General features: G+C 64.5%; 17 protein-coding genes, 1 rRNA gene and 1 pseudogene. 5 read left to right on the forward strand and 14 right to left on the reverse strand.

The window, feature by feature from the left end:
* From FPV16_RS24630 to dnaK, 4 genes and pseudogenes are all read right to left on the reverse strand, one after another.
* Positions 1 to 255 (reverse strand): annotated as a pseudogene (locus FPV16_RS24630) (hypothetical protein); the annotation flags it as partial.
* Positions 256 to 371: 116 nt separating this feature from the next.
* On the reverse strand, positions 372 to 1007 hold the full coding sequence (locus FPV16_RS24635; protein ID WP_227441152.1) for a class I SAM-dependent methyltransferase: 636 nt from the start codon (positions 1005 to 1007) through the stop codon (positions 372 to 374).
* 167 nt (positions 1008 to 1174) lie between these two features.
* Positions 1175 to 2338 (reverse strand): molecular chaperone DnaJ, encoded by a 1164-nt coding sequence (dnaJ, locus tag FPV16_RS24640; RefSeq protein ID WP_227441153.1) that lies wholly within the window; start codon positions 2336 to 2338, stop codon positions 1175 to 1177.
* Between the two features lie 116 nt (positions 2339 to 2454).
* Positions 2455 to 4371: a molecular chaperone DnaK gene (dnaK, locus tag FPV16_RS24645; protein WP_227441154.1), complete on the reverse strand. Its 1917-nt coding sequence runs from the start codon at positions 4369 to 4371 to the stop codon at positions 2455 to 2457.
* Between the two features lie 508 nt (positions 4372 to 4879).
* On the opposite strand from dnaK, the gene FPV16_RS24650 reads away from it, so the two are divergent.
* A complete protein-coding gene (locus FPV16_RS24650; protein WP_227441155.1) occupies positions 4880 to 5863 on the forward strand; it encodes a hypothetical protein in 984 nt (327 codons plus the stop codon).
* A 21-nt stretch (positions 5864 to 5884) separates the two neighbouring features.
* On the opposite strand, the gene FPV16_RS24655 is transcribed toward FPV16_RS24650, so the two are convergent.
* A complete protein-coding gene (locus FPV16_RS24655) occupies positions 5885 to 6481 on the reverse strand; it encodes a YqgE/AlgH family protein (protein WP_227441156.1) in 597 nt (198 codons plus the stop codon).
* A 690-nt stretch (positions 6482 to 7171) separates the two neighbouring features.
* Here FPV16_RS24655 and FPV16_RS24660 point away from each other — a divergent pair.
* Positions 7172 to 7654, forward strand: a complete 483-nt coding sequence (locus FPV16_RS24660; RefSeq protein ID WP_018042128.1) for a peroxiredoxin — start codon at positions 7172 to 7174, stop codon at positions 7652 to 7654.
* 4 nt (positions 7655 to 7658) lie between these two features.
* Here FPV16_RS24660 and FPV16_RS24665 read toward each other — a convergent pair whose 3' ends face one another.
* Positions 7659 to 8510 carry a 3'-5' exonuclease gene (locus tag FPV16_RS24665; RefSeq protein WP_227441157.1) on the reverse strand — a complete coding sequence of 284 codons (852 nt, stop codon included), beginning with the start codon at positions 8508 to 8510 and terminating at the stop codon, positions 7659 to 7661.
* Complete coding sequence (gene ligA / locus FPV16_RS24670) at positions 8507 to 10930, reverse strand: NAD-dependent DNA ligase LigA (protein WP_227441158.1); 2424 nt, start codon at positions 10928 to 10930, stop codon at positions 8507 to 8509. The genes FPV16_RS24665 and ligA overlap by 4 nt, the downstream gene beginning before the upstream one ends.
* A 226-nt stretch (positions 10931 to 11156) precedes the next feature.
* Between ligA and FPV16_RS24675 the strand changes: the two genes are divergently transcribed.
* From FPV16_RS24675 to FPV16_RS24685, 3 genes are all read left to right on the forward strand, one after another.
* A complete protein-coding gene (locus FPV16_RS24675) occupies positions 11157 to 12050 on the forward strand; it encodes a sulfite oxidase heme-binding subunit YedZ (RefSeq protein ID WP_227441159.1) in 894 nt (297 codons plus the stop codon).
* Between the two features lie 84 nt (positions 12051 to 12134).
* On the forward strand, positions 12135 to 12455 hold the full coding sequence (locus tag FPV16_RS24680; RefSeq protein WP_227441160.1) for a hypothetical protein: 321 nt from the start codon (positions 12135 to 12137) through the stop codon (positions 12453 to 12455).
* A 98-nt stretch (positions 12456 to 12553) separates the two neighbouring features.
* Positions 12554 to 13567: an adenosine kinase gene (locus FPV16_RS24685; protein WP_227441161.1), complete on the forward strand. Its 1014-nt coding sequence runs from the start codon at positions 12554 to 12556 to the stop codon at positions 13565 to 13567.
* A gap of 111 nt (positions 13568 to 13678) precedes the next feature.
* On the opposite strand, the gene FPV16_RS24690 is transcribed toward FPV16_RS24685, so the two are convergent.
* The 7 genes from FPV16_RS24690 to rrf form a co-directional block, all read right to left on the reverse strand.
* Positions 13679 to 16537 (reverse strand): bifunctional [glutamine synthetase] adenylyltransferase/[glutamine synthetase]-adenylyl-L-tyrosine phosphorylase, encoded by a 2859-nt coding sequence (locus FPV16_RS24690; protein WP_227441166.1) that lies wholly within the window; start codon positions 16535 to 16537, stop codon positions 13679 to 13681.
* Positions 16538 to 16942: 405 nt separating this feature from the next.
* A complete protein-coding gene (locus FPV16_RS24695; protein WP_227441162.1) occupies positions 16943 to 17347 on the reverse strand; it encodes a hypothetical protein in 405 nt (134 codons plus the stop codon).
* Positions 17348 to 17710: 363 nt separating this feature from the next.
* On the reverse strand, positions 17711 to 18013 hold the full coding sequence (locus FPV16_RS24700) for a hypothetical protein (protein ID WP_227441163.1): 303 nt from the start codon (positions 18011 to 18013) through the stop codon (positions 17711 to 17713).
* Positions 18014 to 18487: 474 nt separating this feature from the next.
* On the reverse strand, positions 18488 to 21241 hold the full coding sequence (locus FPV16_RS24705; protein ID WP_227441164.1) for a PAS domain-containing protein: 2754 nt from the start codon (positions 21239 to 21241) through the stop codon (positions 18488 to 18490).
* A 283-nt stretch (positions 21242 to 21524) separates the two neighbouring features.
* Positions 21525 to 22913 carry a sensor histidine kinase gene (locus tag FPV16_RS24710; protein WP_227441165.1) on the reverse strand — a complete coding sequence of 463 codons (1389 nt, stop codon included), beginning with the start codon at positions 22911 to 22913 and terminating at the stop codon, positions 21525 to 21527.
* A complete protein-coding gene (locus FPV16_RS24715; RefSeq protein WP_227441167.1) occupies positions 22910 to 23620 on the reverse strand; it encodes a response regulator transcription factor in 711 nt (236 codons plus the stop codon). Before FPV16_RS24715 ends, FPV16_RS24710 begins: the two co-directional genes overlap by 4 nt.
* Before the next feature lie 245 nt (positions 23621 to 23865).
* Positions 23866 to 23953 (reverse strand): 5S ribosomal RNA (gene rrf / locus FPV16_RS24720); the annotation flags it as partial.

The following is a 23953-nucleotide window of genomic DNA, read 5'->3' on the forward strand; positions in this document are numbered from 1 at the left end:
GCCATGCCCCCGGTGCCCGCCCCAGCCATGACGGTGATGTCCACCCCAGCCATGATGTCTGCGATGGTGATGGTGGTGCCCGCCCCAGCCGTACTGGACTGGTACGATGCCCGCCTGCGCCGGCTCGGCCAACGCTCCGGCCGGAGCAAGCGGTGCCGCCTGAACGATACCCGGCGCGATGCCGATGACGCCGAAGGCGAGTGCCGCGGCGGCGAGCCAACCCCTCGCCCGATGTGCGAATGCATGAAACGCCATACCAGCCTCCGTCGAATACTGCGCCGGGGCGATCCCGGCGCTATAACTGGACGATAGGTGTGATGGGCTGAACCGCCGATGAGCCGCGTCTTCAGGCGACGTTCGGCATTGGTCCATCAGGGACGGCGATAGACCCACACCCGCGCTGGCGGCAGGTTGAGCCATACGCGGCTCGACCGGCTGGCCGTGTAGCTCCCGGCATCGCAGCGCTCGGGGATCGGCGGCACCACCGCATAGGTGAACTGCACGAAGGGCGAGCCCGGATGCATAAGCGTATGCGTGGCGTTCAGAAGATCAAGACGTTGTTCCAGGGGCTTGGTGAACAACGGCAAGCTGGAGACGGTGGCAGCGGCCTTCTCAGTGAGAAGTTCGCCGATGGTCTCGCGGATGTTGTAGGCGTCGCCGCGCAGGATCGTTGCGCGTGGAAAGCGCTTCTTCAGCAGCTTGCAGAAATCCGGATTGTACTCAACCAGAACGAGCCGCTCCTGCTCGATGCCACGGCGGATCAGGGCTTCGGTAACGGGACCGGTGCCGGGTCCGAGCTCGATGACGGGTCCCGCCACGCGGGGGTCGACATAGGACGCCATCATGCGGGCAAGCATCTTGCCCGACGGCGTCACCGATCCGGTAACGAGGGGCCGTTCGAACCAAGACCGCAGGAAACGCGCCTCATCTTCCAGCGGCTCCCGCCGTTCGCGGACCGAACCGGTGGCGGCATAGGCTTTAGCGCTGGGTCGATGGAGCGGCGGCAAGATCCAATGTCCTTAGATCACGCATGGAAGGCTGAAGGCTAGACGACGAAAGCCAAGGCCCGTCAAGGTCGAAGCTCGGCATCGTGCTATCCATGACGATGCAGTGCCACCACAGCCACAACGGGGGCTAGGCAGTTTCGATCCACGACCTCCGACGTTGCGGGTCTTCACGAGCGCGCGACGCCGCTCAAGCCATCGAAGAAATCACGGACCTTGGAGAAAAACCCCGCACTTTCGGGATGGTTCTCGTCCGAGGCCGTGCTGGTGAACTCCTGAAGTAGCTCGCGTTGGCGCTTCGACAGGTTCTGCGGTGTCTCGACGAAGACCTGAATATAGAGATCGCCGACATCGCGGGACCGGAGAACCGGCATGCCCTTGCCCTTGATCCGGAACTGCTTGGCCGTCTGAGTACCTGCCGGAATGCGGACCTCGGTCTGCGACCCGTCGATGACGGGCACGGTGATCTCCCCCGACAGGGCGGCGGTCACCATCGAGATCGGCACGCGGCAAAACAGGTCGGCACCATCCCGCTGAAAGAAGGTGTGCGGCTTGATCGAGAGAAAGACGTAGAGGTCGCCGGCAGGGCCGCCGCGCAAGCCTGTCTCGCCCTCGCCGGCCAGACGGATCCGCAGACCATCGTCGACACCGGCTGGGACGTTGATGGAGAGCGTGCGCTCCCGGGTGACACGGCCCGCGCCTGAGCAATTGCCACATGGATTGTCGATGATTTCACCCCGCCCATGACAGGCCGGGCAGGTGCGCTCGATAGCGAAGAACCCTTGCGCTGCCCGCACACGGCCGTAGCCGCCACAGGTCTGACAGGGCTTGGGCTTGGAGCCGGCCTTCGCGCCGCTGCCGGAGCAGACTTCGCACGTGACGGCGGTCGCCATCGTGATGGTTTCTGTCTTGCCGGCGAACGCGTCCTCAAGGGAGATTTCGAGGTTGTAGCGCAGGTCGGCACCGCGCTCGCGGGTCGCGCCACCGCGTCCGCCGCGCGCACCGCCCGCCGCTGCACCTGCCCGCCCATCACCGAAGAAATTGTCGAAGATGTCCGACATGAAGTCACCGAACTCGTTGCCGAATCCGGGACCGCCCGCTCCGCCCTGCTGGAAGGCGGCGTGCCCGAAGCGGTCATACGCCGCCCGCTTCTGCCCGTCCGTGAGCGTCTGGTAGGCCTCGTTGATTTCCTTGAATTTGAGCTCCGCTTCCGCATTCCCCGGGTTACGATCCGGGTGATAGGTCATCGCCAGCTTGCGGAAGGCGACCTTCATCTCGCCGTCGGTCGCGGTCTTTGAGACCCCAAGAATCTCGTAGTAGTCCCGCTTCGACATTCCCCGTCCTCAAAAGTCCCTGGCGGATCGCCCTTTTCGTCTCGGGATCACGCCGTTGTCGCTGGCCAGACATGATGCGGGGCCGGATCACTCCGGCCCCGCATGCAGAGTTGACCTTATGCCCGCTTCTTCTGGTCCTTGTCATCGACTTCCTGGAAGTCGGCGTCGATGACGTCGTCTTTCTTGGGCTCCTGGCCGTCGGTGCCCTCGGCCCCGCCTTCGGGAGTCTGGCTGGCGGCATACATCGCCTCGCCGAGCTTCATCGATGACTGCATCAGGTCCGTGGTGCGGGACTTGATGACCTCGACGTCATCACCCTCGAGCGCCGTGCGAAGGGCGGTCATGGCGGTCTCGATCGCGCCCTTGTCGTCGGCCGAGACCTTATCGCCATACTCCTTCACCGACTTCTCGGTGGCGTGAATCAGGCTTTCGCCCTGATTCTTCACCTCGACCAGCTCACGGCGCTTCTTGTCCGCCTCGGCATTGGCCTCGGCATCCTTCACCATCCGGTCGATATCGGCATCCGAGAGGCCGCCCGAGGCCTGAATGCGGATCTGGTGCTCCTTGTTGGTCGCCTTGTCCTTGGCCGTCACGTTGACGATGCCGTTGGCATCGATGTCGAAGGTCACCTCGATCTGCGGCATGCCGCGCGGGGCCGGCGGGATGCCCATCAGGTCGAACTGGCCGAGCATCTTGTTGTCGGCCGCCATCTCGCGCTCACCCTGAAAGACCCGGATGGTGACCGCGTTCTGGTTGTCCTCGGCCGTCGAGAAGGTCTGCGACTTCTTCGTCGGGATTGTGGTGTTGCGGTCGATGAGGCGGGTGAACACGCCGCCCAGGGTCTCGATGCCGAGCGACAGCGGGGTCACGTCGAGGAGCAGCACGTCCTTGACGTCGCCCTGGAGCACGCCGGCCTGGACCGCCGCGCCGATGGCCACGACCTCGTCCGGGTTGACGCCCTTGTGAGGCTCCTTGCCGAAGAAGGACTTCACCACTTCCTGAATCTTCGGCATGCGGATCATGCCGCCGACCAGAACCACCTCGTCGATCTCGGAGGCCGAAACGCCGGCATCCTTGAGGGCCTTGCGGCAAGGCTCAATGGTGCGCTGGACGAGATCGTCGACCAGACTCTCGAACTTCGCACGGCTGAGCTTGAGCGCGAGGTGCTTCGGCCCGGTCGCATCAGCGGTAATGTAGGGCAGGTTGATCTCGGTCTGCGTTGCCGACGACAGCTCGATCTTCGCCTTCTCGGCGGCCTCCTTGAGGCGCTGAAGGGCGAGCTTGTCCTTCGTCAGGTCGATGCCCTGCTCCTTCTTGAATTCGGAGGTCAGGTACTCGACGACGCGGTTATCGAAATCCTCACCGCCGAGGAAGGTATCGCCGTTGGTGGACTTCACCTCGAACACGCCGTCACCGATCTCAAGGATCGACACGTCGAAGGTGCCGCCGCCGAGATCGTAGACCGCGATCGTGCCGGTCTTCTTCTTGTCGAGGCCGTAGGCGAGGGCCGCCGCCGTCGGCTCGTTGATGATGCGCAGCACTTCGAGGCCGGCGATCTTGCCGGCATCCTTGGTGGCCTGACGCTGGGCGTCGTTGAAGTAGGCGGGGACCGTAATGACGGCCTGCGTCACCGGCTGGCCGAGATGCGCTTCCGCCGTCTCCTTCATCTTCTGCAGCGTGAAGGCCGAGATCTGCGAGGGGGAATACTTCTTGCCGTCGGCCTCGACCCAGGCATCGCCATTGTCGCCGCGAACGATCTTGTAGGGCACGAGGCCCTTATCCTTCTGCGTCATCGGGTCGTCGTAGGTGCGGCCCACGAGACGCTTAATGGCGAAGAACGTGTGTTCCGGATTGGTGACCGCCTGACGCTTGGCCGGCTGGCCGACGAGACGCTCACCGTCGTCCAAGAAAGCAACGATGGACGGCGTGGTGCGCGCGCCTTCCGCATTTTCGATGACCTTGGGCTGCGTGCCTTCCATGACGGCCACGCAGGAATTGGTGGTGCCCAGGTCGATGCCGATTACTTTACCCATGGCGGGATCCCTCTCATGTCATTTGGTCAAGCAGACCGCCGAGCCCCGAAGCGGCCCGGCCCATGGCGGTGAAGAACGAAAGATTGTGAGAGCGGGATTCGAACCAGCCAGAGCGCCTGAAAAGCGCCAATCCAGGTCTTAATCCCGCGTCCCGTCGGATATAAGAAGGGTGATGCGGGGCCGCAAGGCGAAGCGTTCCGAACTGCCACGCCGACCCTATCTCCTTCACTAGCCAGAACGTTTGCACCTGGGATGAGGGGAAATCGGGGGCATGGACCTCAAAAATGTTGTAGGAACGCCACGTCCGCGCCATCGATCACATGCTAGTCTCGATGATGGAAGACAGGCTTCCGGGTCGTCATTTCGGATCGGAATCAGTCTGCCGTCGGAAGCGTCAGCCCCAGATGTGACATCGGGTTACGAAATAGCTGATGCAAGCACGAGAGCCCATCGCACCTTCACCGTCTACCGGTCCGGTGCTGCGAGTTCCAAAGGCATGAAAGACTTGATGCGTCCGTCCCGCACCTTCCGCCTGGTCCCAGCCCTCCTCCTGCCCCTCGTCGCCTTCCCGGCGAGCGAAGCTGGCGCGCAGAATTTCTTCGAGGAGCTGTTCGGCATCGGCAAGGCGGCCAAGCCTCCGGTGCCACCTCGCGGCGTGCCTCCGGCCGGGGCGCCTCAGCCGGGGACGCTGCTGCCGCCGGGCGCGGCGGGAGATGCGGCGCCGGAAGTACCAAAGGCGGCTCCGGCACCTCTGCGCCCCGTCGTCCTCAAGACGCCGAGCGATGACAACATCCTCGGTCAGGAGCTCTTGCTGAACGGCCTGACCGGCAGCCTCAAGATCGACAAGGCCGGCAGCGCGGCCACGGCGCGGATCACCCTGCCCGGCACCAAGATTTCGCAGCCGAGCGAGACCTGCAAAGTTCCGCTCTCCGGCGGCTCGCCGATCTCCCTCTCCTCCGAGGGACGCCCTCAAGGCGTGGCGCGCTACGAGATCGCGGGCGGCGAATGCCCGATTCGGCTCGAGGTTCTCGAAAGCAGCATCCTGGTGACGCCGCTGGGCGGCAGCCGTGTCTGCAGCTTCGCATCGGCCGATTGCGCCACGACTCCGTCAGGTCTTTGGGGGCCTGCGGCCGCGACCCTGATCCCCCGCTCAACCGAATTCGATTCCGGACGAGGGGTCGCCGACAAGGCGGTGCGCGACAACTATAAGGTGATGACCCAGCGCGCCCGCGGTCAGGACGTCCGCACCATCGTCACCGAACAAGCGGCTTTCTCTTCCGACCGAGAGCAGACTTGCCGGACTTATGCCCGCGAGGGCGCCCACGGCTTCTGCAACGTGCGCTTCACCGAAGCTCGGGCACTTTCCCTCGCGGCGAGGCTCGGTGCCAATACGAGCACACCGACGGCGAGCACGACGCCCAGGCCGCGCAAGGCGAAGCCGACGGTGGAGGGGACGAACCCCGACAGTGACGGTTCGCCGTTCGGAGAGTGAGGCGAGCCGGGCCTCTGCCGTTCAGGCTCGCCCGGCGCTGAAGGACAACATCGCCGGGTCGATGCCATTGCTGCGCAGGGTACGCTCGTATTTGGTGTCGAGCGCGGCATTGAAGATCATCTCCGGGTCCGCCGGGCAGTTGAGCCAGCCATTCGCGAGAATCTCGCTCTCGAGCTGACCCGCCTGCCACCCGGCGTAACCGAGGGCGAGGACTGCGCTGGCCGGCCCCGCCCCGTTCGCAATGGCCCGTAGAATCTCCACAGTGGCGGTGAGGCAGATCCCATCATCGATGATGAGCGTCGACTGATCGATGTGAAAATCGTCAGTGTGAAGCACGAAGCCGCGCTTGGCATCCACCGGGCCGCCCATCAGCACCGGAATATGGCCGACCTTCTCGCGCAGGCGGATCGCGTCGTCCTCGCTGGCAATGTCCAACTGGACTAGGAGGTCGGGCATGTTCAGGTCGCTGGCCGGCTTGTTCAGGATGATCCCCATCGCGCCATCGGCGGAATGGGCGCAGAGATAGATCACCGACTTCGCGAAACGCTCGTCCGTGAGACCAGGCATGGCCACGAGGAACTGGCCGTCGAGATAGGCGGAAACCGGATCATGTCGCATCGCATCATGCTACCTGGGCCGGATGGCTTGTCCAGCGGGGATGCGATCCGGTCGATCGGGATAACAGTGAAGGCGATCTCGCCCTCACCGCTGAGGCGACGGGAAGTGAAGAATTTTCCTCAGGGCTTTCCGAAGCTTCTGAGTTTCGATGGTCGAAGCATCGGAACTGGTCCGCTGGTTCTCCAGCCATACGAGAGATTCAGGGGCCTGTATGAGCGTTAGCCGGGCAAACTAAACCGTAGCAGATAGGTGCCATTCCGGATCGGCATCAACGCGATGATCTTCGTTCCGTGCTTAGAGAACACGGCCAGGGAAAGCCCTCCACGAGGCCGACATCGGCGGCGTCGAGCGGACTACACCATCTCGCCTCTCATCAGTTTGCAGCCTTCCATGAGGTCTGAGGAATCGAAACGGTCTTTTGCATCTCGATTCTGAGACGGACCCGGCGAGACTGAGGATGGCATATTCTCCGTTCTCGTTGGATACGGTCGCGACCCATTAAGGGAATGTGGACGGAGCCAGCTTCTCCGAGGCCTGCCTCGACACGCTCATGGGCTCGGGCTAGACCCTTCTCGCCCATTGGAGGGCCATCATGGCGCCGTTGGCCCATGGGCTTGCACACCACGTGGTGTGTGAATCGGTCATCGAGACCGAGCATGGGCTCCAGGCGATCTGAGGAGACGACGACGGATGACGATCCAGGTTGGCGACCACCTTCCCCAGGTGACCTTTCGCGTGAGCGGCGCCGGGGGGCCCGAGGCGAAGACCACCGACGACATCTTCAAGGGGCGCCGCATCGTTTTGATCGGTGTGCCCGGCGCATTCACGCCGAGCTGCCACCGCAATCACCTGCCCGGCTTCGTCGAGAAGCAGGAAGAGATCAAGGCACGCGGCGTCGATGCCGTGGCCGTCACCTCGGTCAACGACGTGTTCGTGCTCGAAGCTTGGCAGAAGGCGAGCAACGCCGAAGGGATCGAGTTCCTCGCCGACGGCAATGCCGAGTTCGCCAAGGCCATCGGCCTCGACATGGACGGAGCCGGGTTCGGCCTCGGACCGCGCTCGAAGCGGTATTCCATGCTGGTGGATGACGGCGTTGTGCGCGTTCTCAACGTCGAGGAATCTCCTGCAAAGACCGAGATTTCCGGCGTCGACGCCCTGCTCAAGGTCATCTGAACGGTCACATGTCGCGAGGTCGCGGCATCGCAGCCTCGTTGAACATCCGGCTGAGGGCGACCACGTCCGCGTGGTTGCCCGATACGAGATCGGTGATGTCGCCGACGATAAGCGCCTTGGCATGACGGCAGGCGACGCCGTAGCGTCCCGCCATGCAGGTGCAGCGCAGGCGGGGGCCACTCGGGCGGTCCTCGAGAGTCACTGCATAGAGATTCCCGCTGCTCCCCCGCACGGAAAACCGCATTGCCGCGATCTGCGGGCCAGGCGCTCCGAACGATCGCGTTTCCCGCTCGACATAACCGGCGGGCAGCCGCGTGATCGGCAGATGGATCGCCCTCGCTAGGGCGTTGATGTCAGGCGCGCCGTGCTCCCTCGCTGCGGCCAGGGCGATCTCCGCGCAGGCATAGGCGTCTTCCCCTGCATCGTGATGTTCGAAACGGATACCGAGCCGGGCGGCGACCTTGCCGAGACCGCATCCCTCCGGTGCGGGAAACACTTTTCGCGCGATCTGAAGGGTGCAGAGGGAAGCGAAGGCCGGAACGGCCATGCCATAGCTGTGGAGCGAAGCGCGTAGCACGCCCATGTCGAAGCCGGCGTTGTGAGCGAGAACCAGCCCGGACGAGAGGTCGGCCAGGAACTCCGCCATCACGTCCGGGAATTCCGGTTTCTGCCGGACATCCGCCGGCAGGATTCCGTGGACCCGTATGTTGCCGGGGGAGAAGCGCATCTCCCTGGGGCGGATCAACCGGGATTCACGCCGCACCACCGCCCCGCCCTCGATCCAGGCAAGGCCGACCGCGCAGGCGCTGTCGCGCCGCTCGTTGGCCGTCTCGAAATCGATGGCGAGCGTCGTCACGCCGTCTCCACCATGGCGAGCCAATCCTCCTCGCTCACCACCTTGACCCCATGTTTCTCGGCGTCCTTCAGTTTGGAGCCCGCCCCTGGCCCCGCGACGACGAGGTCGGTCTTGGCCGAGACCGAACCCGAGACCTTGGCGCCGAGGCGCTCGGCTGTCGCTTTGGCCTCGCTACGGGTCATACGCTCCAGAGAGCCGGTGAAGACCACGGTTTTGCCGGCGAAAGCGGGCGCCATGGCGGTCGCCGCCATCGGCTCGGTCTTCACCTCGCCGAGCAGGGCATGGACCGCATCGGCATTGTGCGGTTCGGCAAAGAACGCGATGAGGGAATCCGTGGCCACGGGGCCGATCTCGCCATCATCGGCGAAGATCCGGTAGGGATCTCCGGGACGTTGCTCCCGAGCTCGGGCCACAGCCGCCTCCACGGCGGCCTCATCGCCGTAATGGGCGATCAGGTTCGCCCGTTGGGCCGCGGTCGGGCGCCGGCCCGTCGCGACCTCGCCGCCTTCCGCCTCACCCGAGAAACCGAGTTCGAGCAACCGGTCCCGGGTCGTCGGTCCAACCCTCGGTACCGCCGAGAGTTCGAGCCAATCCGGTCCGGCTTGAGCGGTGGCGGCAGCGGCAAGGGCCTGCATCAGGCTCGGCATATCCGGAAAGCGTTTGGCCAGGGCCTTGGCGGTGGATTCGCCGATATGGCGGATGCCGAGGGCGAACAGGAACCGGTTGAGAGCCAGGCTGCGGCGCTCGTCGATGGAGGCCAGCAGGTTCTTGATCGCCTTGTCCTCATCGTCACCTTTTTTCTTCGCCTTCTTCGGCAACGGCTCACCCTCGGCGCGGCGCTCGGCCGAAAGCGCTTCGCGACGAGCGACGATGGCCTCCTTCAGCGGCGCGAACGCGAGGCGGAACAGGTCGGCGGGCTGTTTGATGAGGCCGGCTTCGAACAGCACCTCGATATAGGTCTGCCCGAAGCCTTCGAGATCGAAGGCGTTGCGCGAGACGAAATGCTTCAGGCGCTCCAGCCCCTGCGCCGGGCAAATGAGACCGCCGGTGCAGCGGCGTATCGCATCGCGCTGTCCGGTGCGCGGATTGACCTCGCGGACGGCGCGGCTGCCGCAGGCGGGACAGGTCTCCGGGAAGACATAGGGTTTCGAATCCGACGGCCGTCGCGTGAGATCGACATCCATCACCTTTGGGATCACGTCGCCGGCGCGTTGCACCACCACCGTGTCGCCTTCCCGGATGTCTCGCCCTTCGCGGATAAGCTCGCCATCCCCGCCGACGCCCTGGACGTACCCTTCGTTATGGAGAGTTGCATTCGAGACAACGACGCCGCCCACCGTCACCGGCTTCAATCGCGCCAGCGGGTTGAGCGAGCCGGTGCGGCCGACATTGATCTCGATCTTTTCCAAGATCGTGAAGGCCTTCTGCGCCGCGAACTTATGCGCCAGCGCCCAGCGCGGGCTGCGCGAGACGAAGCCGAGACGGCGCTGAAGTGCCAGTTCGTCGACCTTGTAGACGATGCCGTCGATGTCGTAGCCGAGGCCTGCGCGATCCTCCTCGATGGCGCGGTAATGCGCCAGCATGGCTTCCGCGTCGGCGCAGAGCACCGTGCGGTCGTTCACCGCGAATCCCCAGGAAGCGAAGGCCGCGATCATCCCGTGCTGCGTCGCCGCCGGTATCTCCGACATCTCGCCCCAGGCATAGGCGAAGAATTTCAACGGCCGCGAGGCGGTGATCTGGGAGTCGAGCTGGCGCAGGGACCCGGCCGCCGCATTGCGTGGATTGGCGAAGAGCGCCTTCCCCGCCGCTTCCTGGCGGGCATTGATGGCGGCGAAATCCGCATGCGAGAGATAGACCTCACCGCGCACTTCGCAGATCTCCGGCCAGTCCGTCCCCGCCAGCGTCTCGGGGATGCCAGAGACGGTTCGGGCGTTGGCGGTCACATCCTCGCCGACCTCGCCGTCGCCGCGCGTGGCCGCCGTCACAAGCTTACCCTCCACATAGCGTAGGGAGAGGGACAACCCGTCGATCTTCGGCTCGGCGGTGAAGGCGAGCGGCTCATCGGGCAGGTTGAGGAAGCGACGGACCCGGGCCACGAAATCGTGGACCTCCTCATCCGCGAAGGCATTGCCGAGCGACAGCATCGGCACCGCATGCCGGACCTTGGCGAATTTTTCCGAGGCCTTCGCTCCGACGGAGGCGCTTGCCTGTCCGGTGCCGGCGAGCTCGGGGAAGCGGGTCTCGATGGTCTCGAGGCGACGCCGGAGGGCGTCGTATTCCGCATCCGAGATCTCGGGTGCATCCTCTCCGTGGTAGAGCCGGTCCGCCTCCGCGATCTGCTCGGACAAGGCGGCGTGCTCGGCGCGGGCCTCCTCGGCACTCATGGCATCGATCGAGTCGGGCAAGGCGGATGCTGGCATGAACGCGTTTCACGGCTTTGGCTGGGACGCCGCGGGGTTTACCACATCACGGCACGACGACGGGAGGCCCCGCAATTGCGCCGCAGCGGACCAGCGGAGAGGTAACCTTCTGTCGAAAGCCTACGAATGGAAGAAGCGGTCTCGCGCGAACGTGTGACCGGGCTACCCTATATCGACCCCCACGCTCGCCCATCTGAGGGCGAAGACGTTTCGCTGACGGATTTTTATGTCTGCCAAACCGGCTTTCTCTGCACCTTGGCGCGACCGCGCCGGTCGCGTCTCGGGCCTGAAACTCGCGACGTTCCTGTTCGCACTGGCGCCAGGGCTCTGGCTCGCCACCGCCTATGGGTTCGACTCCCTTGGGCCGAAGCCGATCACCGCCCTCATTCACAGCACAGGAGAGTGGGCGGTGCGCTTCCTGCTGCTGTCGCTGGCGGTGACGCCGCTGCGGCGGATCGCGAACTATCCGAAGCTGATCCTGGTCCGGCGCATGCTCGGCCTCACGGTCCTTGCCTATGGGCTCGTCCATCTCGGTCTCTATATCGTCGATCAGAATTTCATCCTGACGAAGGTCGTGAGCGAGATCGTCTCGCGGTTCTATCTCACCATCGGATTTGTGGCCCTGCTCGGCCTCGCCGTCCTGGGGATCACGTCCACGGACGGGATGATCCGCCGTCTCGGCAAGGCCTGGCCGCGGCTGCACAAGACCGTCTACGTCATCGCGGTGCTCGGCCTGTTCCACTATTTCCTCCAGGCCAAGATCGACGTGTCGGCGCCGGTGTTCTGGACCGGCCTGTTCCTTCTGCTGATGGGATGGCGGGGAATGCAGCGCTTCCGCCTGCCGATGAACGCGATCACCCTCCTCGGCCTCGCCATCGCGACTTCCCTCGTCACCGCGCTGGTGGAAGCGGCGTGGTACGGGCTCAAGAGCGGCGTGCCCGCCAGCGCGGTGCTCGGAGCCAACCTCGAATTCTACGATGGCCTGCGCCCGGCCTGGTGGGTGCTCGTGACCGGCATCGCTCTGCTGCTGCTCAACGTGATGCGTCCGGCCATGAACGGGGGCCGAAAAGCCAGACCCGCCCCTCACCGGTCCGCGCAGGAAGCGGCCCAGGCGAGCTGATCGCTTGCGACAGGCCACTCCCTCGCGCACAAGCTCAGCGCCGTCCTGGTGAGCGGGCGTCTCGAACGTGAGGAAATTCCAGCGATGCGTGTCAGGCTTCTTGGAGCGGCTCTCGTCCTGACAGCCGTTCTGCCGTCCTTCGCCATGGCGGAATGTGCGAAGGCCGTGCCGCCGGACCCGGCGACGCGCCCGACGAAACCGGCCGCTCCCGTCAAGCCGGCCTGCCTCGACGCCAAGGGCGGATGCCCCGGCTGGGAGGCCTACACGTTCAACGACACGGTGAAGGCCTACAACCTGCAGATCGCGGCCTATCGTCCCCTGGCCGAGGCCTATGTGAAGGCACTGAACGCCTATGTGAAGGCGAGTAGCGACTACGCGCAGTGCGAGGTGAAGGCGCTGCAATAGGCGCCGTCTTCGCGGCACTGAGCCACCCGACCTCGCTTGACCCTCCTTGGGTGCAATGCCACAGCCTGCAGCATCGCCAGCGCCAGACAGGATGCCCGATGACCGCTCCCCTCGACCTTCTCGTCCTCGGCAATGCCATTGTCGACCTGATCGCGCGGACGGATGAAAAGTTTCTCGAACAGCAGGGCGTCCCCAAGGGCGCCATGCAGCTCATCGACGAGGACCGGGCGGAGAGCCTGTTCTCGGTGATGGGACCGGCCACCATCGTTTCCGGCGGCTCGGGTGCGAACACCGCGGTGGGTGCCGCTCTCCTCGGCGCGAAGACCGGCTTCATCGGCAAGGTCCGCGATGACGAGCTCGGCGGTCTTTTCGCTCACGATCTCAAGGCGACCGGCGTGTCCTTCGCTGTACCCGCCGCGTCGGAAGGACCGGCCACGGCCCGCTGCTTCATCCTGGTGACGCCGGACGGCGAGCGCACGATGAACACCTATCTGGGTGCCTGCCAGGGTCTGTCGCCCGCAGACGTGGACGAGGCCACCGTGGCGAGCGCCCGCACGGTCTATCTTGAGGGCTACCTCTGGGACCCGCCGGCGGCCAAGGACGCGTTCCGCAAGGCGGCGAAGATCGCCCACAATGCCGGCAACGCCGTGGCACTCACCCTGTCTGACGCGTTCTGCGTCGGCCGTTACCGCGAAGAATTTCTCGGCCTCATCCGTGACGGCAGCATCGACATTTTGTTCGCCAATATCAGTGAGTTGAAGAGCCTCTACGAGACGGAGGACGACGAGGCCGCGCTCAAAGCGCTGCGCGACGAGCGCAACCAGCGCGGCATGCATCTCCTCGGCCTCGTCACCCGGTCCGCCGAGGGCGCGATGGTGGTGAAGGGCGGCGAGATCCGCTCGATCGAGGCCGCGCCGGTGAACGAGGTGGTGGATACGACCGGCGCCGGCGACCTGTTCGCGGCGGGTTTCCTCGCCGGACACGCCCGCGGACTCGATTATGTGTCGAGCGCCCGGCTTGGCGCCCTGGCGGCGGCGGAGGTGATCCAGCATATCGGCGCCCGGCCGCAGCACGACCTCGTGGCCCTGGCCAAGGCACGCGATCTCCTCTGAAACCACCGCCATCGCACCCCCCGTTCGACCGCCATCGGACGCGATTTCGAGCGGAGCGCCGGATGGGTCCGATTCCGGTGCGGCAGACCCGCGAGAGCGGGCCTGCGAGGCTCAACCGAGCAAGCGCTCGAACAGCGACCTGACCTCGGCGCGGCGTTCATCGAGTTCCGCCGCCAGGGTCGCGGCATCCGGCAGGCCCATGGCGATGGCAAGCCGCGTCAGCGCCACCGACGCGCCCGCCTTCGATTCCGCTTCGCCCATCAGCCGCTGCCAATGGAGCGCGTCGTCGAAGAGGCGATAGGCCTCGCCGAGCCGACGGGCCTCGTTCACCGGCAGAAGGCCTCGGTTGCTGGCCTCGGCGAAGACGGATGACGCGTCGAGGCCGATGAGACCGGGATGGCGCTCCGCATGGGCCAGGGTCAGGGCCTGGGCCATGAAGTCGAGATCGAGCAATCCGCCCGGGGCCAGCTTGAGATCGAGCGGCCCCGAACATCCCTTTTCACTCGCCACGACCTGACGCATTTCGCGCACCGCGCGGTAGACCTCCGCGGTCTCACGCCGTGAACCGACGATGGTCCGAATCTGCCCCATCACCTCGTCGCCGAGGCTCCGATCCCCGGCGACGACGCGGGCTCGGGTGAGCGCCATATGCTCCCACAGATCGGCCTCCTCCTGCTGATAGGGGAGGAAACTCCGCACCTGCACCGCCACGGGCCCCTGCCCGCCGCCCGGCCGGAGGCGCAGATCGACCTCGTAGAGACCGCCGCGCCGGGTCAGCGCCGTCAACGCCGCCACCAGTCGCTGCGTCAGCCGGTTATAGGCCATGACCGCGTCGATGGCCTTCGGCCCGAGACTCGTCCGGTTCTCGGCATCGAAATCGTAGAGCACCACGAGATCGATGTCGGATTCCGCCGTCATCTGGTTGGCGCCGAGCCGACCGAGGCCGAGGACGACACAGCGTCCTCCGGGCACCTCCCCATGCTCGGCGAAGAACTGGCGCGACACCGCCTCGAGGCTGGCCTCCACCACGGCGTCGGCGATGCCGGCATAGGCCTGCCCCGCCGCCTGCGGCGACAGGATGCCCGTGAGCAACCGCGCGCCGGTGACGAAGCGCAGCTGCCGCGCCGCATCCCGGCTGCGGTCGAGGAAATCCTCGTAGGCCGCCGGATTGCCGACGAGCCCGCGATACTGCGCGGCGATGTCATCGGCATCCACCGTCGGCACGACGAAGGCGGGATCGATCACCGTGTCGAGGACATGGGGGCTGAAGGCGACGGTCTCGGCCAAGCGCGGCGCGCTTCCCAGCAGGTCGGCGAAGAGCAGACGCAGCCGGTCGTTCGAACGCAGGATGGTGAGGAGTTCCACCGCCGCCGGCATCCGCGCGAAGGCCCGGTCGAGGGTGTCCAGGGCCACATCCGGGTTCGGCGTGCCGCCGAGCGCCTGCATCAAGGCCGGGACGAGTTCGGTCAGGACCTCCCGGGCACGCGCCGTGCGGACGGCCGGACGCCGACCGAAATGCCAGCCGCGCACGGTCTCGGCCACGCGCTCGGGATCGGAAAAGCCCAAGGTCCGCAGGGTGGCGAGGGTCGCGGGATCGTCGTCCGTCCCGCTGAAGACGAGGTTCCCCACCGATGAGGACAGGTCCGGTTCGGCCTCGAACAGCAGCGCGTAATGCGCCTGCACCCGCCGGGCGTGCCGCATCAGGTCCGCCTCGAACGCCTCCGCATCGGCAAAACCCGCAAAGCGCGCGAACGCCGCGATCCCGGCCGCATCCATCGGCAGGCGCTGGGTCTGCTCGTCGTTCACCATCTGCAGGCGATGCTCGATGGTGCGCAGGAAATCGTAGGCCTGCCCCAGTTCGTCGCGCGCGGCGGCGTCGATCCAGCCCTCCTGGGTCAAAGCCGCCAGCATCGCGATGGTGCGGCGGCCGCGCAGGTCCGGCCGCCGTCCGCCGAAGACGAGCTGCTGGGTCTGGACGAAGAACTCGATCTCGCGGATGCCGCCGCGCCCGAGCTTGATGTCGTGCCCGGCGACCGCGATCGTGTCGTGCCCCCGCACGGCATGGATCTGGCGCTTCATCGCATGGACATCGGCGATGGAGGCGAAGTCGAAATACTTGCGCCACACGAACGGCCGCAAGCCCGCGAGGAAGTGTTCGCCCGCCGCGATGTCTCCGGCGATCGCGCGTGCCTTGATGTAGGCGGCGCGCTCCCAATTCTGGCCGAGATTCTCGTAATAGAGATAGGCGGAATTCAGCGAGATGGCCGTCGGGGTCGATCCGGGATCGGGGCGCAGCCGGTAATCGACGCGGTGGACGTAGCCATCGGCGGTGCGCTCCTGCAGCAGCTTGGCGATGCCCTGCGCGAGCTTGGAGAAGAACGGCGTCGGGGCCAGCCCCTCCTTCAGCTTGGCGATATCGGGATCGAAGAACACGACGAGGTCGATGTCGCTGGAATAGTTGAGTTCACCGGCCCCGAGCTTGCCGAGGCCGAGAATGACGAGGCCGGATCCGACCTGCGGATCGGCGGCATCATGCGGCTGAAACCGCCCGGCTTCCGCCGCCTGCAGCAACAGGGCGTCCGCCGCGGCATGGACAGACGCATCGGCAAAATCGGAGAGCGCCTTGGTCACCGTCGCCAGGGGCCAGAGCCCGCCGATATCGGCGAGAGCCACGAGGAGTGCATGATCGCCGCGGTTGCGTCGAAGCTCGACGGCGACGGCATCGAGATCGCGGACCCCTCCGCTCTCACTGCGTGCGGCGGAGCGCTGCCGGGCGATGAGGTCGGCCACCACGCGTTCGGGCGGGCTCTCCAGCATCGTGGCGACGCGCTTCGGGTTTCGCACCACGCAGCGCCATAGAAAGGGAGAATGGTCGGCGAGCCCGAGAAGCAGCGCCCGTCCGGCCTGGTCGAAATGGCCGAGAGAGGCCTCGACCTCCTGAAACCGTGCCGCCGCACGCTCGGGATCCATCAGGACGGGCGCCCTCGTCAGGCGCTGGGTCAAAGGCGCTTCCTCGGTCACAGGTAGTCCTTTCCCGGCTGGGCACGTCTCGCGACAGTGGGCCCCGGTTTTGCGTCAGAAAACGCGCGACACTTCAAAAGCCCAAGCTCGTGGTGGAAATCTGACGGATGGTACCTGCCTTGAGCGTCCGCGATGGGTGCAGGCTGTGTAAAAACTTCAGCACTTTGCAACGCAGGAGAACAATCTTCCATGGAAGACAGAGAAACATGAGGCCGAATGGTCGCAACAGCGACCTTAGAGGGTCGTTGCAGGAAATCCTTCTGCTTGCATCGGCCTGAGACGCGTTTTCACACAGCCTCGTTGGAAAGCGGACGGCTACCGTCGCAACGGCCAAGCTCTAAAAGATTGGTCTACTCACCAGTCCATTGGCAATGGACCTTCAATTTCCGGCACTCGGAACCAATAAGGATGTTCGTATAGGTTCAGACGCCAAAACTGAAGAACCTCTATTTCAATAACTGTCATACTGTTGCCGGGACTGCAGCACGCATTGGGCGGATCGCCGACCCAGAATTTTTGCTTTGTTCTTAAGGCGTTGTCAAAAGTTTTTTTACGATCTTTGCTTTCGTATAGGTACTGACTCCCGACGCCCATGATAAAATGCTTTCCGCAATTTTGGCACTTTACATGGACTAGCATTGCCTCTTTCGCATTCTCCAGATCGGATGGTTCAAAATCCTTGTATCGCGGTACACCGTTGCCCGACCAACGAGGTAACTCGTTGATTCGGCTCAAAATGTCATCGTAACGCACGTACATGGCATACGGTCTCAATCACTTCACTTCGGACGAAAGCGCGAAACTGGTGACATAGGTATTCTATTATTTGGCCGATCTGTGAACCCTGACCCGTGACGAAGCCCTAGTTCTACAGCGTAAAGCATCATAATTTATAGATCGTCCGCTATGGGTGCGGGCTGTGTAAGAACGTCGGTTTTTCGCTACGCCGGAGTGCAATCTCCCATGACGGACTGAGAAACATAGCTCGGATGGCCACGACAGCGACTTTTGAGGGCTTTCGCAGGAAATCCTTCTACTTGCATCAACACGAGACGCGTTTTCACACAGCCTCGGTGGAAAGCGGACATGCTGCCTTATGGAGCAACTCCATCAATGCTCGAGCTAGTGCATTTGAATTACAAGCCAAATTGCCATGCAGGCTATAGAAAAAGCGACAATTACTAGAAGTATAAAATTAGATGTGTGTTTTTTCGACAGCCAAAGTTTAATACTGATTGCTTTTGCGCCAATTCCAACAAACGCTGCAATGCTGGCCACTAATATAGTAATTAGAGGATAAACCATAAGAAAATCTATTGGATATAATCCAATTAATCCAAATATTGTCAAAACATCTACAAGAGCGATCAAAACTGCAGACAAAAGCAGCGCCCGCTTTGTGGGTAGCGCCATAGCAAGCGCCACTGACACTCCAATTACGACGAAGATCAATGGCTTGCCCTCGGGCTACGTGAACAACTCCTGTTTGCTCAACAAGCCGTTCTATCGCAAGTTCGCAGTCAGATGATGGACATTATCTGACGTCTCCGTCCTCTAAGGGTGCAGGCTGTGTAAAAACGTCGGCACTTCGCCACGCCGGAGCGCAATCTTCCATGGAAGACTGGAAACAACAGCTCGGATGGCCGCGACAGCGACTTTAGAGAGCTTCAGAAGAAAATCTTTCTACTTGCATCAGACCGACACGCGTTTTCACACAGCCTCGGTGGGAAGCGGGCTTTAGCCACCCGCCCGGAATCGGACGCTCCGTATTCGACTCAACCTTGCCGTAGACGCTTATCGTTCCCGTTCCGGAAAGCAGGCGTTCATTGCCGCCTTTGTTTGGAGGGATGGACCTCTTTGGATACGAAACCGTGCCTAAGGCTGCGTCGTCGAAGCCGCTCAGCGTAAGGCAATCAGATCCTTGATCCGCGTGGCAAGGGTTTCCAGCACGAAAGGCTTGGTCAGCACCTGCATCCCAGGCCTAAGGTGTCCGTTTCCGAGAACGGCGTTCTCAGCGTAGCCAGTGATGAACAGCACCTTCAGGTCAGGCCGACGCTCGCGCGCCGCGTCGGCCATCTGGCGCCCGTTCATCCCGCCCGGCAGGCCGACGTCCGTGACCAGCAGGTCGATGCGGACGTCCGACTGAAGCACCTTCAGTCCGGAAACGCTGTCGGCGGCCTCGATGGCCGTGTAACCCAGATCCTCCAGCACCTCTGTGACCAGCATCCGCACCGAGGGCTCGTCGTCGACGATCAGCACCGTCTCGCCCTGTCCGGCCCGCCCGACCTCGGCAAGCTGTCGGGCAACGTCGGCCTCGTCGGCTTCGCCGTAGTGGCGCGGCAGGTAGAGGCAAACCGTGGTGCCCGCGCCGACCTCGGAGTAAATGCGGACCTGACCACCGGATTGGCGCGCGAATCCGTAGACCATCGAAAGTCCGAGTCCCGTGCCCTCGCCGAGCGGCTTGGTGGTGAAGAACGGCTCGAACACCTTGGCCAGCAGGTCAGCCGACATGCCCGTGCCGGTGTCGCTGACGGACAGGCTGAGGTACTGGCCGGGCGGCATGTCGTGCCGGCGGGCTCCGGTTTCGTCCATCCACTTGTTGGCCGTCTCGATGGTGATGCGGCCTCCATCCGGCATGGCGTCCCGGGCGTTGATGCACAGGTTCAGCAACGCGTTCTCAAGCTGGCCCGGGTCGATCAATGCCGGCCAGATTCCCGACAGGCCGACGACCTCCAGGTGGATGGCCGGCCCGACCGTGCGGCGGATCAACTCCTCCATGTCCGTGACGAGACGGTTCACGTTGGTGGGCTTGGGATCGAGGGTCTGGCGGCGCGAGAAGGCCAGGAGGCGGTGTGTCAGGGCGGCGGCGCGCTTGGCCGCCCCCTGTGCCACCGTCATGTAGCGGTCGATCTCCGTGAGGCGGCCCTGCGCCATCCGGGTCTGCATCAGTTCCAGCGATCCCGAGATGCCGGCCAGCAAGTTGTTGAAGTCGTGTGCCAGCCCACCCGTGAGCTGCCCTACCGCTTCCATCTTCTGGCTCTGGCGCAAGGCCTCTTCGGCCAGCCGGAGCGCCTCGGCCTGGTGCTTGATCTCGGTCACGTTCCGGACGGAGGCGTAGATCAGGCCATCGCGCGGCACCGCGTTCCAGGACAGCCAGACGTCGCCGCCGTCCTTGTGGCGATAGCGGTTCTCGAAAGTGATCTGGGGCTCGCCGCGCGCAAGGCCAGTCGCGGCGGCCAGGGTGGAAGCGACGTCGTCGGGATGCACGAAATCGAGGAAGGGTCGTGCCCGCATTTCCTCCTCGCTCCAGCCGAGCGTCGCCGGCCAGGCCGGGTTCAGGCTGACGAAGTAGCCGTCGAGGTTGGCCACACAGAGCATGTCCGACGAAGCCTGCCAGACCTGATCCCGCTCCGCCGTACGGGCAGCGACCTGACGCGCGAGGTCGGCCTCGGTCCGCGTACGGGCGGTGACGTCGTGAACGAACACGTGGAAGCCGTCGACGGTCCCATCCGCGGTACGGCGGGGCAGGTAGCGGATCTCGGCGATGCGGGGCTCCCCGTCGCGGCGTGGCCAATCGAGTTCGAAGGTGACCGCCTCGCCTGCCAGGGCACGATCCATGTGGGGCTTGCGCGCTGCGTATGCGTCCGGCCCGAGGAGGTCCCTTACATCCCGCCCGACGATGTCCGCTGCGGGCACCGAGAACCAATCGTCATAGGCCCTGTTGGCAAAGCGATAGACGTGGTCGGCGCCAATGAAGGAGATCAGGACCGGCAGCGCATCCGTAATCAGCCGGAGCTCGCGCTCGCCCGCCTCGGCGCGCTTCTCGACGGTGCGCCGCTCGGTAATGTCGGAGAAAAAAATGGCAACGTGGTTCGCGGCGGGATCGCCCGTCCGTAAGGCGCGCACGTCGAACCAACGCCCGAATACGTCGGCGTAGTGCTCGAAATGCGCCGGCTCGCCGGTCAGCGCGACGCCCCCGTAGGTGTCGAACCAGTACCGCTCAAGGTTGGGCGCGAACTCGCTCACCCACCTGCCGGCGACGTCGGCGCCCGTCTGCCGCACGAAGGCGGGGTTGGCCTCGAGGATACGGTAATCGACGGCCCGGGTGCCCTCGAATTTCATCTCGACAATGCAGAACCCGACTTCGATGCTCTCGAACAGGGTTCGGTAGCGCGCCTCATTCTCCCGCAGGGCGATCTCGGCCAGGGTCCGCTCGGTGACGTCGTGCCCTTCGACGAAAATGCCGCTGATGCCCCCGTACGCGTCGGTGATGGGCTGGTAGATGAAATCGAGGTAGCGCTCGTTGATCGGACCGCCCGGTACGGCCTGGACGGCGTACCGGGCACCCGTCGCCCGGTGTGCATGGCCCGAGCGGAAGACGTCGTCGAGCAGGTCGACGTAGCCTTGGGCGGCCGCGTCCGGCAGAGCCTCTGCAACCGTGCACCCGCCCACGTCGCGGTGGTCGATGGCCCTTTGGTAGGCGGCGTTTGTCAGCGCGAAACGATGCTCCGGTCCGGTCAGCAGGGCAATGAAGCTCGGGGCTTGCTCGAACATCTGGGCGAGCGAGGCCGACTGGGCGCGCAGGCTGCGCACTTCGGCTTCGAGTTGCTCGCGGGACAGGGTTTCGGGTTCCGGAAGGATCACGGGTTGCATGCGGGCCGGGTTAGCGTGGGATTGTGTTGCGCGCGAGGACTTCGGGCGAGACGCCATACATCATGCGAAGTGATACGCCCTCAGTTGGATCGCCCCGCGCCAATTGGCTCAGATACTATTTTGGAAGCTCCACAATGGCGCCTCGACCGCGCAGATGACTCCTTTGGGTGCGTAGTCGTGACCAAGCCGTTCGTCTTGCTTTGCATCTCACAAAACAAACTCCCGCTGCGCCGTTGTGCCGTGAGCGAGAGACGACGGTGACCGGGAGTTTTGTAAGGCCGTTTCAGGCCGGGAGGGTCATGACGACGCGAAGTCCCGGCCGATTGTCTTCCAGCGCGAGTGTGCCCTGATGAAGGCGCACCACCGCGTTGATGAGACTGAGCCCGAGCCCGAAGCCCGGCAGGGACCGCGCTTCCTCGAGGCGGACGAACCGGCCGAGCACACGCCCGCGGGCCTCCTCGGGAATGCCGGGACCGTTATCCGCCACGATCACCGCGATGCCCGATCCGCGCTCTTCCGCCGTGACATGGACCGCTCCACCCGAGCCGCCATATTTCACGGCGTTGTCGATGAGATTGGCGAGAGCCTGCCCCACGAGCTCGCGGTTGCCACGGATCAGGAGCCCTTCGGGCGCCTCGATGACGAGGTCCATGCCCCGCTCGGAGGCCAGCGCCTCATAGAGTTCGCCGACCTCCTGCGCGACGAGGCCGAGATCGAACCGGGCCATGATCTCCTGCGCACTCCCGGCTTCCAGCCGCGCGATCATCAGGAGGGCATTGAAGACCCGGATCAGACCGTCGCTCTCCTCGATGACGCCGTCCAGAGCGAGGCGTAACTGCTCGGGCGTGTCGGCGCCGTGAAGTGCCTCGTCGGCACGGTTGCGGAGGCGGGTCAGCGGCGTCTTGAGATCATGGGCGATGTTGTCGGAAACTTCGCGCAAGCCCCGCAGCAACTCACCGATGCGTTCGAGCATCTCGTTCAGGTTGCTCGCCAGGCGATCGAGTTCGTCGCCGTTGCCCGCCACCGCGAGGCGCCCATCGAGGTCGCCGGCCATGATCCGGCGCGTCGTCTCCGTCATGGCGTCCACCCTCCTGAGGACGCGGCTGGCCACGAACCATCCCCCGACGACGCCGAGGATGACGACGAGGGCCACCGAAGAGCCGAAGGTCGTGGCGATGATGGAGCGCAGCCGGTCCCGCTCCTCCACGTCGCGCCCGACGACGAGGCGAAACCCTCCGGGAAGGACGAAGACCTGCATGATTGCGTGGCGATCGAGCACGTCGGACTGACCGCTGCGGGCATAGGCGGCTTCGGTCTGGCCGGGCTGGGCCAGGGTTCCATCCGCGAGCGCTCCGACATTGCCGACGACCCGCTCGCCCGCCGCGGTGGTCACCAGATACAAGGAGGCGCCGGGTTCGCCGGCCCGGCGCTCGACGACGGAGATCAGCCGGCGTAGCCCTCCGGCCTTGTACTGGTCCGACAGGCCGTTGATCTCGGCCTCGATGGTCGACACCATCTGGTCGTCGAGGACGCGGCTCGCATTCCAGGCGACATAGCCCAAGGCCAGGAAGGCGAAGGTCGCGAAGACGACGAGATAAGCGAAGGACAGTTTGAAGGCGGTGGTCCGGAACAGGTTCCGGATGCGCGCGGGCGCCGGTTCGGCCGCGCTCACGACGCGACCGGCTCGCGGGGCGGTTCTTCCGGCCGCAGAATATAGCCGGCACCGCGGATCGTATGGATCAGGGCGGTGTCGAAATCCTTGTCGAGCTTGGCCCGCAAGCGGGAGACATGAACATCGATGACATTGGTCTGCGGGTCGAAATGGTAGTCCCAGACATGTTCGAGCAGCATCGTCCGGGTCACGACCTGCCCGGCATGGCGCATGAGATATTCGAGCAGCCGGAATTCGCGGGGCTGGAGCAGGATCTCATGGCCGCCGCGGGTGACGCGATGCGACAGGCGATCGAGATGCAGGTCCCCCACATGATAGGATGTCGCCTCGGCGCTGCCCGGCGAGGAGGCGCGGCGCCGGGCCAAGACTTCCGCGCGGGCGAGGAGCTCGGAGAACGCATAGGGTTTCGGCAGGTAATCGTCGCCGCCGGCCCGCAACCCCTTCACCCGGTCGTCGACTTGCCCGAGGGCCGAGAGGATCAGGATGGGGGTCGTGACCTCCTGCTCGCGCAAGGAGCGGATGAGCGACAACCCGTCGAGCTTCGGCAACATGCGGTCGACGATGAGGACGTCGTAATCGCCTTCCCGCGCCAGGGCGTAGCCATCCAAGCCATCGACGGCATGGTCCGGCACATGGCCGGCTTCCTTGAAAGCCTTGACGAGATAGGACACCGCCTCGCGGTCGTCCTCGATGATGAGAAGGCGCATGGGACCGGACGATACGGGGTCGGGAATGCGCGGGAAAGCCGCGTGAGCATGGATCGGCACGAAGCCCCCTCCCCTCTTGTAGAGACAGGATGGGAGTGTGCCGGGCCTCGTCTTACCGCCCTTTGGCCGGATCATGACCATCCGGTAAGAAAAGCGACGCCAAAAACGCAAAACACCCGCCTCAAAAGAGACGGGTGTTTTGCGGTGATCGTTTATTGGGAGTGTATGTTTCCTGTTCTGTGCAGGTCTGGCGGCGACCGACTCTCCCGTGTCTTGAGACACAGTACCATGGGCGCTGGTGTGTTTAACGGCCGAGTTCGAGATGGGATCGGG

Origin of the sequence: Methylobacterium sp. W2 (assembly GCF_020662345.1) — a bacterium.
Classification (GTDB): Bacteria; Pseudomonadota; Alphaproteobacteria; order Rhizobiales; family Beijerinckiaceae; genus Methylobacterium.

Excerpts from the sequence above, each read along its gene's own strand:
- dnaJ (WP_227441153.1), bottom strand. The coding sequence starts at position 2,338 with ATGTCGAAGCGGGACTACTACGAGATTCTTGGGGTCTCAAAGACCGCG.
- dnaK (WP_227441154.1), bottom strand. The coding sequence starts at position 4,371 with ATGGGTAAAGTAATCGGCATCGACCTGGGCACCACCAATTCCTGCGTG.
- FPV16_RS24650 (WP_227441155.1), top strand. The coding sequence starts at position 4,880 with ATGCGTCCGTCCCGCACCTTCCGCCTGGTCCCAGCCCTCCTCCTGCCC.
- FPV16_RS24655 (WP_227441156.1), bottom strand. The coding sequence starts at position 6,481 with ATGCGACATGATCCGGTTTCCGCCTATCTCGACGGCCAGTTCCTCGTG.
- FPV16_RS24660 (WP_018042128.1), top strand. The coding sequence starts at position 7,172 with ATGACGATCCAGGTTGGCGACCACCTTCCCCAGGTGACCTTTCGCGTG.
- ligA (WP_227441158.1), bottom strand. The coding sequence starts at position 10,930 with ATGCCAGCATCCGCCTTGCCCGACTCGATCGATGCCATGAGTGCCGAG.
- FPV16_RS24675 (WP_227441159.1), top strand. The coding sequence starts at position 11,157 with ATGTCTGCCAAACCGGCTTTCTCTGCACCTTGGCGCGACCGCGCCGGT.
- FPV16_RS24680 (WP_227441160.1), top strand. The coding sequence starts at position 12,135 with ATGCGTGTCAGGCTTCTTGGAGCGGCTCTCGTCCTGACAGCCGTTCTG.
- FPV16_RS24685 (WP_227441161.1), top strand. The coding sequence starts at position 12,554 with ATGACCGCTCCCCTCGACCTTCTCGTCCTCGGCAATGCCATTGTCGAC.
- FPV16_RS24690 (WP_227441166.1), bottom strand. The coding sequence starts at position 16,537 with ATGGATCCCGAGCGTGCGGCGGCACGGTTTCAGGAGGTCGAGGCCTCT.
- FPV16_RS24695 (WP_227441162.1), bottom strand. The coding sequence starts at position 17,347 with ATGTACGTGCGTTACGATGACATTTTGAGCCGAATCAACGAGTTACCT.
- FPV16_RS24705 (WP_227441164.1), bottom strand. The coding sequence starts at position 21,241 with ATGCAACCCGTGATCCTTCCGGAACCCGAAACCCTGTCCCGCGAGCAA.
- FPV16_RS24715 (WP_227441167.1), bottom strand. The coding sequence starts at position 23,620 with ATGCGCCTTCTCATCATCGAGGACGACCGCGAGGCGGTGTCCTATCTC.